Raw genomic sequence first — 16,041 nt, forward strand, 5'->3', positions numbered from 1 at the left:
GCAACTAGGAGCATTAATGATGCCTTGGATACAGGTAAAGCAAGCAAACTTGACGCTTGCAAATGGTCAATGTTTATTTTGCGATGTCGACTTAACAATAGAGCGGCAATTTATTGCGATAACGGGCCCAAATGGGGCGGGCAAATCACACTTACTCAAAGTCTTATCCGGTGAACAGCCTCTAACCTCGGGCGAGCGACAAAGCCATGGAAAATGCTTCTATCTCCCACAAGATGCGACTAACCGCTTTACCACCGTTTCTGAACTACTCGGGCTTAAAGAGAAGCTAGTAGCACTGCATCGAGCCCATCAGGGGTTAGCCTCTGAGCACGATTTTGACTTAATCTCAGATGATTGGCAGTTAGAATCAAGTTGGCAAGCAACACTTGCACCGCTAGAACTCACTTTGGAAACCCCCTTTACAAGGCTTAGTCCAGGAGAGCGAATGCGTGTTTATATTGAGATACTACAATCTCAGCCTGCAATCCTATTACTGGATGAGCCGAGTAACCACATGGACAGCGTCAATAAGCACTGGCTAGCTGAGCAGCTAAAGCACCACAAACATGGTGTGGTTGCCGTCACACACGATCCTATTTTATTGGATGCAGCCGACCATATACTGCACATAAAACAGGGGGAGCTAACTCATCACTCGCTTGGATTTGACGCCTTCAGAGAGACACTCCTTCAAACTCAAGCTCGACAAAAACAACAACATTTGGCAAATCGCGCAGCACAAAAAGCACTTAAACAAGCCATGATTGCAGCGGATCTGCAACATCAGCGGCAGGCCAGTAAAGGAAAAGCACAAGTGCGCGCTGGTAGCCAAAGTAAACTGGTTACTGACTTTAAGTCAGACAGAGGAAGTAAGCGTCATGCCGGACAAACCCATAAAATTCAGCAAGCTCAAGATAGGGTTAAGAAAAATGCAGTTTACTATCGAGAAGACAAACAGCAGTTTCATTTTAATTCAGCTCTGCGAGCGAAAGAAAAGATCCGCTTATGCGAAGCCGAATTGTGCTTTGGACCAGAAAAGACAGTGAACCTTTTTGCGGATACAACACAAAAGCTCAGGATAATTGGAGAAAATGGCATCGGAAAATCGACCTTGCTTAAAACCCTTGCAGGTAAGCTAGAGTTAAAGCGCGGAGAAATCCAGCGCCCTACAACATCTGTTTACTTAGACCAGCACTGCGCTTGGCTTGAACAGGGCCCTTGCGTTTTAGACATTGCCGAGCGCTTACTTGACACGCCACATCAAAATATAATCACCAGTTTTGCAAGCGTTGGTCTGAGTCTAGATAAGATTTCAGGACCTATCACGAGTCTCAGTGGTGGCGAGAGAATGAAAGCGGCCATCGTGCTGGCCGTGCAAACGCAAGGCTTTTTACTGCTTGACGAACCAGATAACCACCTCGACCTTGAAGCACAAGAAGAACTTGCTGCCATGCTCAATCAGCTTCCTTGTGGATTTATACTTGTCTCTCATAATGAGTATTTTTGCACTCAGCTTGCCAACATAAAAGTTCTACCGCTGCGTGATTAATAGTCATAGAAGGAAGAAAAGGGGGAGGAAGGAACGCCTCCCCCTTTGGGCACTTAGTGGCGTCTCTGTTATGACCACTAAATTAAATGGGCTGAGACGACTGCACATCTCAAACCACATGGGGACGATGGGTTAAAGCGGTAATACCTCAAGGGTAGTGACATAGCTGCCGGCACGCTTTGTGGCGGGTGCTTGTGCTTTGTCGTCTTCATATTCCACTTCAAACCAATACATGCCTGGCTCAGATAGTGTTAGCGTCACTTCACCTTTGGCATTCGTTGTATATTTGCTTGGTTGACTGTTATCACGGTACTTTTCATCCTGACGTACCACTATCACTTCTGCACCCTTTGCAGGTTCACCATCCATCGTATACTGCAAGGTAATTGGTTCACCGGTGTACAAATCATTAGGGTGAGTAACTGGGCTTAGTTCTAGCCCTTTGCCGGTTGGCTTAAGCGCGGTGTTATTTGGTGCGCCCAAAGTTACAAATACTTCTAATCGTCTTGCAACGTCGGTCACACTTAAATCTTTTGCCGTTTTTGGTACTTCTTTGTTAAAGGCTTCTACTGAACCAACTTTGCCGCGTCCTGGCCAGTAATGCTTTTCACCGTTTTCATCAGTCCAGCGCGCCACCAGCGAGCGACTTTGATTAAACACTTTGTAAGTGCCTTGCTGATTGAGCTCAATGTCAAACACACTGCGATACTTAAGTTTTGCGGCGTTCTTAAGCTCAACCTTGCTTCCAGAAGGAGACAGTGCAGATAGGCGCTCTAGTGGATAAGCATAATGATCTGGGTTAAAGATCCCATTGGCGATGGCAGCATCAAACGTGATCCATTCGCTGTCACCAGATACCACGGTGGTACTTGGCTTTATCCATACTCGGTGTGCTTCACTTAACGGGCTATATGCGGCTAAGGCAACTAAGACACCAGAAACTAACGTTGAAATTTTCACGATTAAGGCTCCATTGTTAAAATTGTTGTAGCGAGTTCAGATTTACCTTCTGCAATCACAGTGACAGGTGCAGTGATAGGTAAGGTCACTGGCAGTTTCAATACTTCACGACCTCCAAGCTCACGAGCAGCCTCTACAAACAGCGTGTACTCACCCGCAGGTAAGGCTTTAAACTCATCGCGCCAAGGGGTTAAATCAATCTTTGCCGTACCAGGACGCCTTGTAGCACCAGTCACGCCATCTACAGGCATGGATAGGCTACGACCGCTTCTACGCCACCAAAGGCGTAAGTCTTTTAACCACTTTTCACCCTCTTTATCGGCCATGTTAACGTCATACCAAACAGCAATATCGGCAACTCGCTGTTGTTTGCTGTCTGCCAGCCATACTGCTACATAAGGTGGGTGATATTCCGCAACGTTTAAGCGCGGGATAGTGATTTCAACTTCATCAGCTTTAGCGTGCGCGGGTACCATCAGCACTAAAACAGGTAATACAAAGCCTGCTGCTACGAGCGGCCAAGTCGACTTTCTTCCTCGAGAATGCTTGTATAAAAGCCATAACCCTGTGAGTGAAAACACTACACAAGCTACTGAAAACACATCAATAAACATACGCCATGCAAATCCTGTATTACGTCCTTTGTGAAGATCGTTAAGGTATGATACCCAACCACGATCCGTGATCTCTTGATAAAACTCACCGCTATCAAGGGCGATGCTAAACCAGCCATCGCCACCAGCTCTTGGCAGCGCAACATACAATTCGTACTCACTCCACTGCACTTGCTGTAGTGCAGGTAACGCCGAGCCTGTGTGTGACTGATACCAAGATTGAAAGCTGTGTGGCAGCGCTGTTTGCTCTGCCGCCGCGTTAAGCTGGGTCAACAGAGCGCTTGGCAGCACCGCTTCTTTAGCATATGTAGTAGGTGCAGCTTCTATCTGGCTTGCGTGATTTAAGGTGATCCCAGTCACGGCAAACAGCAGCATTCCCACCAAACACACGGCAGAGCTCATCCAATGCCAAGTGCGCCAATCAAACAGCTTTTTAAGTCGCCGATTCGACGACTTAGCCGCTGAGCGAGCTCGTGTCATTAAAAGCTCCACGCCAATGAAGCCCAATAGCGACGACCATCTTCAAAGTAGCCGTATTCTGCTTCAGTAATTTCTTCATCGAAGAGGTTGTAAATCCCAAATCCAAGCTTAGTTGCTTCGTTCAGTTGATAATTTGCACCTAAATCAGTTAGGTTATACGAAGGTGCGACCAAGCTACTTTGCGAAGGCCCTGTTACAGGCTGGCTTTCTTCACCACGATAATGGAAGCGTAACCACGTGCTCAGCTCATCAGAATACTGATAATTAAGCGAAGTTTGGAACAGATGTTTAGGTAACTGGTTTAACGGGCTACCAGCATACACTCCGGTTTTTTGCTCCGAATCTGTGTAGGTATAGTTTGCGTTAAGCTTTAGTTTTTCCGTCAATTGACCCGAGAAGCTAATTTCACCACCTTGGGTTACGGCTTCATCAACGTTGACATAGGTTGTCGGTAACGAGCCAAACTCGTTAGGGCCGTCCGTGCATTGAGTTAGTGGGCACGAAACCCGTGAAATTTTATCGTCAAACTCGTTATAGAATACCGTTGCTGAGGTGCTGATCCCTTTAGCAAGCTCAACGTATACACCTACCTCGTAATTAATTGAGGTTTCAGGGCTTAAGCCTGGATTTCCATAAATATTGCCACCACGACTCACTTGGCCCCACGCCGCAGTACTTTGACGCAAGTTCGGCGCTCTAAAGCCGGTTGAGATCCCACCTTTAACCGTCACCGCCTCTGATGCAGTATAAACACCGTATAAGCGCGGGCTAACGTGGCCGCCAAAGTTACCGTCTTTGTCGTAGCGTAGGCCCATAGTCAGGGCAAATGGCTCAACGATGCGCCACTCATCCTCAGCAAATACCGACCACTGATCGTTGTCAACTTGCTGCAAATCACTAATGCGGTTACTGGTTTTGTCGGTCAAATCTTCATTAAGATAGGCAACACCGATTGAGCTAGTATGAGACTCGCCAAGCGGTAACGTCCAAAGAGACTGGAAGTCTACGTTTTTGACCGTCATCTCGCGGGATTTATTATCAAACTCTTCATGTTTTAGGTAACTACGAGAGCTACCAAATGACCAATAACCGTTATGCGTCAAAGAGATTGACTCACTATCGTATTCGGTTGTAGTGGACTCAGGACAACCACGGCGGCCACACGGCTCACCTGGCGCAAGCGGTGCTACCGTTTTACCTAGCGTGGCATCAAGCGTTTGTGAAGCAATACCATAATCCAATAACCATTCGTGTTCATCTGATGGTGTATAGGCCAGTTTTACCTTCAGCGTATCTGCATCGCGACCTCTAAAGCCAGACACGATTTCGTCTTCATCTCTGTGCGTAGTTTGGCCGTAAATTTGTACCCCTAAGGTATCTTTGATTAGCGAGCCTGCTGCAAAGAAATTAGCCTGATAAATATCACCTGAGCGACTGTTTTCTTGGCTGGTTGCGTCAACTCTGACTTCTCCATGCCACTCGTCAGGCGTTTTTTTAGTGATAATGTTAATTACGCCGCCAATTGCATCAGAGCCATACAGCGAAGACATAGGCCCGCGTACAACTTCGATACGTTCGATGGCAGCAACAGGAGGCGTCCATGCACCTTCAACACCTGGACCGTCACTATTTGGCCGAGTCTCACGCGAACTTTGTCTTTGCCCGTCGACTAAGATAAGCGTGTACTGACTGCCCATGCCGCGAAGGCTAATATCTTCCCTGTCTCCGCCTCCAGTTACTACAACTCCGGGAACATCTGTCATGGCATCGGTAAGGTCTCGATAAAAGCGCTGCTGTAGCTCCTCTTGGTTGATAACGCTAACAGACGCCGGCGCATTTTTTAGCAGTTGCTCAAATCCAGAAGCGGATACGACGATCACTTCCATCTCTTCTTTTATTTCTGATTTTGCATCACTTTGTGCAAGTGAGGAAAAAGGCAGGGCAGCTGCAACAGCTAAAGAGAGTGGCGCCAAACTACGACAGGCCATCAACATCGAGAAACCTCCATGATAGAATACAAGATAAATAACAATTATTTTCATTTGTAATGTTATGATGATTGCGTATTTTGGAGCAATGCGATTTTTCTTAAAGGTATTTTAAGCAGGGCTTAACAATGAATCAAAAATTGACTCGCGGACTTAAAGTGTTCGCCAAAACAGTAGAAGCAGGCAGTATGAGCAAAGCCGCTGACTTATTGCACATGACCACCTCAGCCGTTAGCCAGCAGATCAGTAAATTAGAGCAAGACATAGGCCTAAGTTTATTTAATCGTAATACTCGCAGCCTAACACTCACTGAAGCTGGTACTATCTATTACAAGTCCGCGATACAAATACTGCAAACCGCAGAACAGGCAGAGCATGAACTTGAGTTATTACAACATACGCCATCTGGCATATTGAAGATTTCTGCCCCCATCGGGTTTGGAGGAGGGCTACTCAGTATGCCACTGCGCTATTTGAGTGAACAGTTTCCACAAATAAAAGTCGATTTGATCCTGACTGACGAGCCCATTGACATCATTACTGAAGGTGTCGACTTGGCTATCTGTATAGGCCCTTTACAGGACTCAAACCTCATTGCTCGTCATCTTGCTGACTGGCAACTTATCCCCTGCGTTAGTTGCCACCATCCATTGGCACAACTCAATATATCGCACCCAGAAAGCTTAGCGCCTCACGCTTTGATTGGTCATTCGAGTAGCAAACAAAACCCCTATCATTTGAGCCATCAACAAACTCATCAGCAAGTGGCGCTGCCAACAGCACGTTTTATGGTGAATAATATGCAGGCTTGCATTCAGCTCACGCTAGATGGCATCGGCTATGGTGTTTTACCTGAACCAGAAATTAGGCACCACCTTTCATCAGGTAGACTAAAAAGATTGTGTACTGAGTGGTCATTAAGAGAATATAGTGTTTATGCCGTGACGCCACACCGCAATACTGTTGCAGCAAAAACAACCGCTGCAATTGAAAGCCTAAAAGAGTGGTTTACCCAAGTTTCCAACGACAGCCAAGTCTTTGTTGGCGACTTTAGTTTTATTTAACCTAAGTTTTGATTAGTAAAAAATAGCAAGCCAAATAGTTGGCTCTAAAGTGTCTGTGTAGCTTACTTTGTGCTTTTGGTGTGCGGGAATGTTAAGGCTATCACCCGCTTTTAAGGTTATCGTTTTACCGTCACCAAAGATTAGTTCAGCGCAGCCCTGCAACACCAGCACCCACTCGTTTTCATCTTGGTCATAATATCCAGAGCTAGGAGAGGTATGGCCGTTTGATACTATCCGTTCAATACGAATATTTGAATGAGAAAGTACCGTCTCAAAAACTTCTTCAGTTAAATCAGCTGGAATATCTTTTAGAAAGTTCATAAGCTTGAAACTAGGGCCTAGCAATTAGTCAAGGATAGAGAAATAATTTGCCGCAACAAGCACATCCATTTATCTAGTAGCGGCAAATTGGGAGAATGGTACAACTTGATCGATAGAAATGTTCAATACATCGCTCTCAATCTTTCAAAACAATCCATCAGGCGATTAGTGATACCAATTGAATTAATTCTCTAATCAATTTGAAGGGTGAAATAGCATATTAGCTTCGTTAAAAATTTCTCATTTAGAACAACTAAATAGCAAAATTTTTGCCTTGCTACTAAAGCTATTTCCCCGCTTCAAGATAGATCATTTACTTAATACAACTGGTATGAAAACCACCCAACTTTAGCGACTCCACTCGGACCTCTTGCCTAGCTGTACAGTCGCCATTAAAGTTACATAATTTAACAAAATTTGTAAAATATAATTTAACATTAAATGAATAAGTTTGGAGTTTTCTAAAATCCCTTGAGTTCCACACGCCATGGAGGATCCAGTCGATTTTCTCCTGCCCAGTACAATTTTATCTTGTTCCCTGCGGGATCAAACAATATGGCTTCTCGCCACAGGTAGCGCTGTTCAGTCGGGAGCTGCTCAAATAAAATACCTCGAGTCTCTAGCTCTGAGACCCACTCATCTAACTGTTCATGTTCAAAGTAAATAACTGCACCATTGCTGATAGGGGGCACTTCTAGCGACAACGAGAAGGTTGCATTACCTTCAGGACATTCAAATCGAGCATAATGCGGCGTATCAACAATTTGAGTAAAGCCGAGCGTTCGATAGAATTGACAAGCTGCAGTCATATCATCGACAGGCAGCGTAACTTGATTGAGGTTCATGATTGTTTTTCTTACTACAGTGCACTTTTTAAACATTTTGCCTTAAACGTAAAAAAATACCAGCCTAGATTAGGCTGGTATTACAATCATCACATCTTAATGCAAGTTACAAAGCAAATGTTCTCGACACAGAAAGTACAATACGTTCATCTGCCGTATCCCAATCTAGGCTCGTATTTTCAGCCGCCACTTCAATATCAAACCCTTTAAATGCAGTTTGATAAGCAAGGCGATAGTGATTGTAAGATTTATCGTTACCATCCCACGTATATTTATCGCCATCCAATGAATTGGAGATATCAAAGCTTGCTCTTAGTGCATGACCTTCTGCAATTTCAAAAGTATGTGCTACCATCGCAATAGTGTGACCCGCTTCGGTACCAAAATAATCCCAGCTGTACCAGAAATTAAATTCGGTTTGGCCAAATTCACTGGCGTAACCAAACTTAGTATAGATCTCTGGATAGTTACCGTCGCTTGAGTTGTCACCACCATGATAAGAATAGTAAGCAATACCATAGTCAACGCTCCAGCTTTGGTTCAGCTCGACGAAGCGACCAACGTAAAAGTCCCACTCTAGATCTGTGTCACCACCAAAATCGACGTTAGACGCCCAGCTTCCAGCATATACACCGTTTGAAAAGGCTTTATCTATACTGCCTTGTAGGGCTGGGTCATTTTGCGTTTGACTCACACCGTTAAAGGTATAATCAGATACACCCGTTAGGGTTGCAGACCAGTCTGCCGCCGCATAGTTAGACGCGAGTAAAAGTGGTAGTGCACAAAGTGTTTTCTTTAAGGTTGTCATGTAGTTGTATCCCTAGTTTACTGATTCAATTTTTCTAAAGTCGATAAGGTTGTCTTTTGGCGAGCTATCAATCTTGCTCACAGTTTTGTATTTGCTATAAGCAATGTAACCAAAACATGAGAAGAACAAGCCTATAACTAACGCACCAACCCATTGGATCTGTAAAAAGTTTAGTTTAAATAACAGCGTAAGCAGTGATAACGCCACGATATTAAATAAAATATAGTTTCTTTTTCCTAAACGGCTAACTGTAAGGTTTAGGTTGTCTGTATATAGGCGGATCAAAGAGTCGAGTGAGTTAATTACAAACACCACGCCAACGAAGACCATTGCAAAGTTTTTAATACCCGCAGTTGGGATCCCAGCCTCATGGTAGTGATAAAGCACACTAAACCATGCTGCGATTGGAATAGACGGGAAAATCAACATCGCCGCTAGCACTTGATAGGTTTTCAAACCACCGACAAAACGCGATGTGAATTGCCCAATCATGATACTCCACGCAAACCACCAGAATAGATAGAACTCGTGATAGTCATTCAGTGGCAGCACAAACTGATCTAAATTAGTAAAATAGCCACCGATCAGCGCCAAGTTGTTGGTATAACTCGACATTGCACTGTCACCAAAGACAAACGCTGACGCCCACATAAAGGCGATTAAACCGATAAAGACCCAAGTAGTCGTAATGCTTAAAAAGCGCACGTACTTCAGGCTGGTGCTTGAATAAACCGCAAAAGCAATCGCCGCAAACACTATCAAATAGAAACTAGGAATAACCGACTCACCGTCACCTAAGCTTGGCAAATACCAAGGTAGATTAGACAACAATAAGAATGCGGTAAACGCACAAGTACCGATAATAACTAGGTTATTAATGAATTTAACCCAAGGAATTTCAAAGAATTTCACTTTGGGCTCTATTACGCAGAAATAAAAGCACGTAAGAAAGTAGAACCCCCAGATTAAAAATCCCCAAAAGCCAAACTCTATGGCCAGCGGATTAGTAAATGCATACTCTGGGCTTGCTTTTATGTCTGCGTAACCCGCAAACTCCGTAAGCGGAAACATGATCAGGCCAACATCTAGGCCAGAAGTAAATAAGATTGCAATAAAAGTGAACGTTTTAACCGGTGTAACACCAACGCACTGTAAATTCCCCCACTTCAATAAAATAAAGGCAATTGCCAATAGGGTGAAAATGATGCCTGCACTAAGCCATACTGTCATTGTCACCCTCCCAAAATTGATAGAAGTAACTCATTTTTTTCTCCGTTGTTTTTATTTACATTATTCCCGCATTAATGCAGTGCAAACGATTTGCACTGCATGCCACTGCAGGCCTCATATGGGGCACGAACTTTCCCATACGAGTGGCGAAACTAGATCTCCGAACTACGTTGAACCTGTTGCCAGTTTTGTGTCATAGCAACGTTTGCTCCCTCAGCGACAAGTGGCGAATTGCCTAAAATCATATCCGCTGCTTTTTCCGCGACCATAATAGTCGGCGCATTGAGGTTGCCGTTTGGAATGGTCGGGAAGATAGATGAATCCACAACGCGTAGCCCCTTTACACCGTGCACACGGGTTTGCGAGTCTACAACCGCCATTTCATCCTCACCCATTTTGCATGAACAAGAAGGATGATAAGCACTTTCTACCGCTTGACGCACAAAGGCATCGATTTCTTCATCGGTTTGCACTTGCTCACCAGGTTGGATCTCGCTCTCCCGAAAATCATCAAACGCACTCTGCTCAATGATTTCACGCGTGCGTCGCACACAAGCTCTAAACCCTTCGATGTCTTCTTGTTCAGCTAGGTAATTAAACTGTATTTTAGGCGCCACCGTTGGATCTGCTGACTTAATCGTTACTTCACCACGGCTCTTTGGTTTATTGTGGCCGACATGAACTTGGAACCCATGACCATCAAAGGCACTCTTTCCATCGTAGCGAATCGCCGCAGGTAAAAAGTGGTACTGAAGATCTGGCCACTCAACGCCCGCTTTCGAACGAATAAAAGCACAAGACTCAAAGTGGTTGGTCGCGCCAAGACCTGACTTATCAAGTAACCATCTTGCACCGATCAAGCCTTTAGAAATTAACCCCAACTTGCCATTCAAGGTGATGGGCTGCTTACACTTGTATTGGAAATAAAACTCCAAGTGATCTTGAAGGTTTTTGCCCACTCCGGGTAAATGGTGTTTTACTTCAACGCCTGCGGTAGTCAACGCTTCTTTATCGCCAATTCCAGATAATTGTAATAAGTGCGGTGAACCGATTGAACCTGCACTTAGGATCACTTCCTTCGCTGCATTCGCTTTTTTCAGGTTTCCTTTCACACTGTATTCAACGCCTGTAGCGGTTTTGCCATCTAACAGTACTTTTTGTACCAAGGCACCCGTGACTATGGTGAGGTTACTGCGATGTTTAATTGGATCTAAATAGGCGCGACTTGATGAACAACGCTTACCACCTTTTACGGTCATATGCATTGGCCCAAAGCCTTCTTGCTGCTCACCGTTATAGTCTTTAGTAAACGCATAACCCGCTTGCTCACCGGCGCTAATAAAGGCGCGATAGAGCGGGTTTGCCATTTCATTACCATTATTGGTGCCAAGCGGACCTTGCTCACCACGGTACTCGTCGCCACCTAAATACCAAGATTCAGCGCGCTTGAAGTAAGGTAAACAAGACTGATAATCCCAACCTTGAGCACCACTGTCTTGCCACTCGTCAAAGTCTTTAGCATGACCTCGAACGTACACCATGCCATTGATTGACGATGAACCACCAAGTACCTTGCCGCGAGGACAATGCATAACGCGATTGTCTAAGTGCGGCTCTGGCTCAGTATGGAACTGCCAAGCATATTTATCGGTATTCATTGGAATAGATAGCGCAGTTGGCATCTGAATAAAAATACTCTTATCACTACCGCCAGTTTCGAGTAGTAGCACTTTGTGCGCTGGATTTTCCGATAGGCGGTTTGCAAGCACACAGCCTGCAGAGCCTGCACCTACGATAATATAATCAAAATCAGTCATCATACTCCTCGATTAAAATGGACTTTCAATATCGCTCATACCAATATACACAGACTTAGTCTGGGTATATTGATCTAGCGTCTCGATGCCATTTTCGCGGCCAATGCCCGACTGCTTATAGCCTCCAACGGGCATTTCAGCGGGTGAGTTGCCATAACTATTGATCCAACAAATGCCAGCTTCTAGCTGGTGGATGACACGGTGTACACGTTGAATATCTCTACTAAATACACCCGCGGCCAAACCTAAGTGGGTGTTGTTTGCACGTTGAATGACTTCTTCCTCGTCATCGAATACCAATACCGACATCACTGGGCCAAAGATCTCTTCTTTCACTATGGTCATGTCATCATGACAGTCGATAAATACGGTCGGTGCGACAAAGTAGCCGTTTGGCGCGGTTTCAGGACTAAGTGCCTCACCACCGGTCAGTACGGTTGCACCTTCAGCTTTGCCTTTTTCAATGTAATCCATCACCAGTGTGTGATGCTGCTTTGAGATTAGGGCGCCAAGATTTACGTTTGGATCGAGCGGATCGCCCGCGATGATATTTTGTTCGGTACGCTGCTTTAACTCAGCTAAAAAGGCGTCGTAAACCTTACGCTGTACAAATACGCGTGTGCAGTTGGTACACACTTCACCTTGGGTGTAAAAGTTGCCCAACATCGCGGCACTTATCGCTTGAGAGATATCAGCATCTTCAAAAACGATAAGCGGTGATTTGCCGCCTAGCTCCATCGTCACTTCTTTTAAATTGCTTGCCGCACTTTGCATTACTTTTTTGCCAGTACCCACTTCACCGGTGAACGATACTTTTTCAATATCAGGGCTGGTAGTTAGCCATTGGCCCACCTCAGCGGCACCTTGTACCACATTGAATACGCCCGCAGGGACACCGGCTTCAATAAATATTTCGGCCAGCTTAATCGCGCCTAGTGGTGTTTCTTCCGATGGCTTGAAAATGAGGGCGTTACCAGCGGCAAGTGCAGGGCCTGATTTCCAACACGCAATTTGCAGTGGATAATTCCACGCGCCAATGCCTGCACAAATCCCCAAGGGCTCTTTACGAGTATAGAAAAAGTCCCCTCCCACAGGCTGCTGAGTGCCAACTTGAGCGGGAGCCAACCCTGCAAAATATTCAATCACATCAGCGCCAGTTTGAATGTCTACACATTCCGCCTCTTGCCAAGGTTTACCTGTATCTAACACCTCAATCTTGGCAAGCTCATCGTTGCGCTCGCGCAGCAGAGATACCGCTTTATGTAAAACACGACTACGCTCAATTGGCGCCATCGCTGACCATAATGCAAAGCCCGCTTTGGCACTTTCAATCGCAGCTTGCTGAACATGACTATCGGCAACCTCTACCTCGTAGATCACTTCATCCGTTGCTGGATTTTTTACTGCAAACTTTTCGCCTGAGTGGTTTGCCAAGAACTGGCCATGAATAAAATTTTGATATACAGGGACTGTCACATTATCCTCCAAACTGCTTAATAAGTGATTGAATGTAGCGTTTTGCGAGCGTTTCACTGTGATGAAACGCATGATGGTCAGCTTTGCTTAGCACCGCTCTTAACCAAAGTCCGTCAATCATACCGGCGGCAAGCTCAGCCGCTTCTTTTGCCTGTGCTCGCGGCATAAAAGCAGCAAACGAAGTCGCTAGGTTACTCTGCAGACGGCGACTGTTAACGCGCTGTAGTCGGTGAAGTTCATCATCGTGCATAGATTGCGCCCAAAAACTCAACCAGGTACGCGTCGTATTTGACTGCTGCTGTACCATGGCAAAGTTAGCTTCTACGATATACATGAGTCGCTGCTCGGCACTACAACCACCGCAGGTTTTGTCCAACAAACTGTATTTCAAGTTGTTTAATAGATAGCGCACGGTTGCTTCGATCAAGCCTTGTTTACCACCAAAATAGTGGCTGATGATCCCCGATGAGAGACCCGCTCTTTTACTGATACTATTAATAGTGGTTGCTTGTAATCCTAACTCGGCAACTGACTCTAAAGTGGCGTCAATTAGCTGCTGACGACGAACAGGTTCCATTCCGACTTTTGGCATAGCTTTTTATTAATTGACCGTTCAATTAAAATAAAGCTTAGGGTGATAAAGATGAGACTTCAAGGTTGACTTTTTGTAAAAAGCCAAATTTTTGACGTTTGTACCTAGGTTAATCCCATGATAGCTAAGGGGTTTTAAAGGATTACAAAAAATCTTAAAAATTTTAAAAAATCTGAGATTTTGCAGGTATTTGCGATAATTTACCGTTTTGATGTGACAATTTGATTAAGTTTGGTTTGGCTATAAAACAACCAAAACCGAACCAAATGATGGAACTGAGTACGACTAAACATCCTTGCTAGTCAAGATTTGAAAGCAGTAACGGTTGGTAACTAGGAAACCTATTTGAGACAGTGGAAACCCCAAAAGACGCGTTTGACTGATAACTCGCTACTAACAATTCAATCTTAGGTTTAAGCGCTAAGATCGCCTCATCAATTTTACTTTTCAGCCTCGCACTAAAAACATTTTTACGCAGCAAAAAGTGTACTTGGTTATCATGTACCACGTAAGGCCAAGCCTGCGCAGCGTCAAGCCCTCGCTCTTTGATAAAATAGTTCCCCGTGATCACATCATCCACAATAAAATCAACGCGCGCTTTCATTAGCATTTCAACCCGCCGTTGCGCACTGGCAATACTCACAAATTGATCTTTATAGCGGGGATCTTGTTTAAGCTTATCAAGTTCCTCTCCATAGTAAGATCCGATGCTCAACCCTATGGTTTTCGATTGCTTTAGTAATGAAGCTAAATCGGCAAGCGCTGTGGGAGGTGATAACGAAAATAATCGCATACGTTCAAAACGGTAGGGCAGAGAGAAATCTCCGTATGCTTCTCTATCTTTAGTGTAGCTAACCATTACTGCGACATCTATCACTCCTTTTGACATTTCTTCAAAAGTGCGAGCGCTGGAAGGGAGGCGAATATAGGTGGTACACACGGCAACATGCTGGAACACCATTTCGGCAATGTCTACGTCTAGGCCCCAAGGTCCAAGCTCATCAAATACAGTTAATGGCGGCCAATCGGCAACAACGCCGATATTCACCGTTTTACTGCATTCGCTTGCACTGGCAGGGGGGATTACCAAGCCCCACACCAATATAGCCATGCCAATCAAGTTATTCACTGATATGTACTGCTTAACCATGACACCTCGTGAGCAAGTCTATGACAATCGGCCTTATAACATGACGGCTCTGTTCATTGCATAGGCACTATCTTTAGTAGTAACAATATATTTACCTAAAGCCTAGATTACAATGCCTAATTATTAAACTATTTAAGTCAAAAAGCGTATCTGTGCTCACAGAAACAAAAAAGCGTGACGTAAACCCCCTTTACATCACGCTTGTTTTGGCACTTCATGGCTGATATTCGAATACCTCTTCAATAGAGACATTAAATACATGCGCTATCTTAAATGCTACCTCAAGCGAAGGGGAGTATTTTGCAGCCTCGATCGCCATAATCGTTTGTCTCGTAACACCCACTCGCTCAGCAAGCTCTTTTTGTGTCATTTCACCGCTCATAAAACGTAGCATTCTGATTTTGTTTTTTATTGGTAAATCAGCCATACACAGCTCCCAAACGAGCTTTGACGAGCTGAGTTCCATAACCGACCAATTCAGCCAGCAAAAATGCAATCACTAAAATATGAAGTGGTGAAAATGGTAGTTCAAAAGGAAGCGCTTGCGACCAATTTTGCGCTTCAGCAGAATACTGGAAAATAGAGATACACACACCAACCTGAAGCACCCAGTAGGCAGGTTTGCATCCAGATAGCGCAATCAATTTTTCACGCTCATCTAACGGCTTATCCATATCTTTATCGCTAACAAAGCTCAGTAGCAGCTGACCTGCAATAGATGTCACGATAGAAATAACAATCACCTTAAGCAACAATCCTGATACCCAACTCGGATCTTGACGTAACTGCTCTGTAGCCGCTGTTATTTCGCCTAAATAAAAATACAAGATATAACCTGTTACCAAAAACTCTATCGCAATCGTTAAGTCACGGAAACTCAACGAGTCTAAAAACGCTTTAATCTTATTGTTGCTTTCCATGTTACCCTCACTTTACTCAAGGTTAAGTATTTTTTACATTGAAAGCGTAAACTTTGCTCAACAACAAGTCAAATATTTTTTACTTTAAGTAAAGTTTAAATAACCAACCTGAACTCGGGATAAGAAGTTAGTTATTAAACTAAAATCCCTAAGCTCAAAAGTGTAATATCACTCTAGCCAGAAGTTATTTCTTAATACAAGGCAAATTTGTGCGTCAATAGCTGGCC

At 44.5% G+C, this 16,041-nt stretch carries 15 protein-coding genes; 2 read left to right on the top strand and 13 right to left on the bottom strand.

What is annotated here, in order from left to right; genetic code table 11:
* Positions 1-16 precede the first annotated feature (16 nt).
* Positions 17-1,549 carry an ATP-binding cassette domain-containing protein gene (locus L1271_RS05315; protein WP_235367145.1) on the top strand — a complete coding sequence of 511 codons (1,533 nt, stop codon included), beginning with the start codon at positions 17-19 and terminating at the stop codon, positions 1,547-1,549.
* A gap of 132 nt (positions 1,550-1,681) precedes the next feature.
* Here the strand turns inward: L1271_RS05315 and L1271_RS05320 are convergent, their stop codons facing one another.
* From L1271_RS05320 to L1271_RS05330, 3 genes are read right to left on the bottom strand one after another with little or no spacing between them, the layout of a single operon-like run.
* Positions 1,682-2,509, bottom strand: coding sequence for a DUF4198 domain-containing protein (locus L1271_RS05320; RefSeq protein WP_235367147.1), 828 nt, complete (start codon positions 2,507-2,509; stop codon positions 1,682-1,684).
* 2 nt (positions 2,510-2,511) lie between these two features.
* Positions 2,512-3,603: a PepSY-associated TM helix domain-containing protein gene (locus L1271_RS05325; RefSeq protein ID WP_010605556.1), complete on the bottom strand. Its 1,092-nt coding sequence runs from the start codon at positions 3,601-3,603 to the stop codon at positions 2,512-2,514.
* Positions 3,603-5,597, bottom strand: a complete 1,995-nt coding sequence (locus L1271_RS05330) for a ligand-gated channel protein (protein WP_235367419.1) — start codon at positions 5,595-5,597, stop codon at positions 3,603-3,605. Before L1271_RS05330 ends, L1271_RS05325 begins: the two co-directional genes overlap by 1 nt.
* A 122-nt stretch (positions 5,598-5,719) precedes the next feature.
* Between L1271_RS05330 and L1271_RS05335 the strand changes: the two genes are divergently transcribed.
* Positions 5,720-6,655: a LysR family transcriptional regulator gene (locus L1271_RS05335; protein ID WP_102058157.1), complete on the top strand. Its 936-nt coding sequence runs from the start codon at positions 5,720-5,722 to the stop codon at positions 6,653-6,655.
* A 12-nt stretch (positions 6,656-6,667) separates the two neighbouring features.
* On the opposite strand, the gene L1271_RS05340 is transcribed toward L1271_RS05335, so the two are convergent.
* The 10 genes from L1271_RS05340 to L1271_RS05385 form a co-directional block, all read right to left on the bottom strand.
* Positions 6,668-6,976 (bottom strand): cupin domain-containing protein, encoded by a 309-nt coding sequence (locus tag L1271_RS05340; protein WP_102058156.1) that lies wholly within the window; start codon positions 6,974-6,976, stop codon positions 6,668-6,670.
* Positions 6,977-7,437: 461 nt separating this feature from the next.
* Positions 7,438-7,821: a VOC family protein gene (locus tag L1271_RS05345; protein ID WP_102058155.1), complete on the bottom strand. Its 384-nt coding sequence runs from the start codon at positions 7,819-7,821 to the stop codon at positions 7,438-7,440.
* Positions 7,822-7,927: 106 nt separating this feature from the next.
* A complete protein-coding gene (locus L1271_RS05350; protein ID WP_010605551.1) occupies positions 7,928-8,629 on the bottom strand; it encodes a TorF family putative porin in 702 nt (233 codons plus the stop codon).
* A 12-nt stretch (positions 8,630-8,641) separates the two neighbouring features.
* Positions 8,642-9,859: a choline transporter gene (locus tag L1271_RS05355; RefSeq protein WP_010376175.1), complete on the bottom strand. Its 1,218-nt coding sequence runs from the start codon at positions 9,857-9,859 to the stop codon at positions 8,642-8,644.
* Positions 9,860-10,011: 152 nt separating this feature from the next.
* A complete protein-coding gene (gene betA, locus L1271_RS05360; protein ID WP_235367153.1) occupies positions 10,012-11,679 on the bottom strand; it encodes a choline dehydrogenase in 1,668 nt (555 codons plus the stop codon).
* A 9-nt stretch (positions 11,680-11,688) separates the two neighbouring features.
* Complete coding sequence (gene betB, locus L1271_RS05365; RefSeq protein WP_235367155.1) at positions 11,689-13,152, bottom strand: betaine-aldehyde dehydrogenase; 1,464 nt, start codon at positions 13,150-13,152, stop codon at positions 11,689-11,691.
* A gap of 1 nt (position 13,153) precedes the next feature.
* On the bottom strand, positions 13,154-13,744 hold the full coding sequence (gene betI, locus L1271_RS05370) for a transcriptional regulator BetI (RefSeq protein WP_102058151.1): 591 nt from the start codon (positions 13,742-13,744) through the stop codon (positions 13,154-13,156).
* Between the two features lie 298 nt (positions 13,745-14,042).
* Positions 14,043-14,894 (bottom strand): substrate-binding periplasmic protein, encoded by an 852-nt coding sequence (locus tag L1271_RS05375; RefSeq protein ID WP_235367160.1) that lies wholly within the window; start codon positions 14,892-14,894, stop codon positions 14,043-14,045.
* 214 nt (positions 14,895-15,108) lie between these two features.
* Positions 15,109-15,321 (bottom strand): helix-turn-helix transcriptional regulator, encoded by a 213-nt coding sequence (locus tag L1271_RS05380; protein WP_045988593.1) that lies wholly within the window; start codon positions 15,319-15,321, stop codon positions 15,109-15,111.
* Positions 15,314-15,814 carry a hypothetical protein gene (locus tag L1271_RS05385; protein WP_102058149.1) on the bottom strand — a complete coding sequence of 167 codons (501 nt, stop codon included), beginning with the start codon at positions 15,812-15,814 and terminating at the stop codon, positions 15,314-15,316. Before L1271_RS05385 ends, L1271_RS05380 begins: the two co-directional genes overlap by 8 nt.
* Positions 15,815-16,041: the final 227 nt, after the last annotated feature.

Source organism: Pseudoalteromonas sp. OF5H-5, assembly GCF_021530695.1.
Taxonomy (GTDB): domain Bacteria; phylum Pseudomonadota; class Gammaproteobacteria; order Enterobacterales; family Alteromonadaceae; genus Pseudoalteromonas.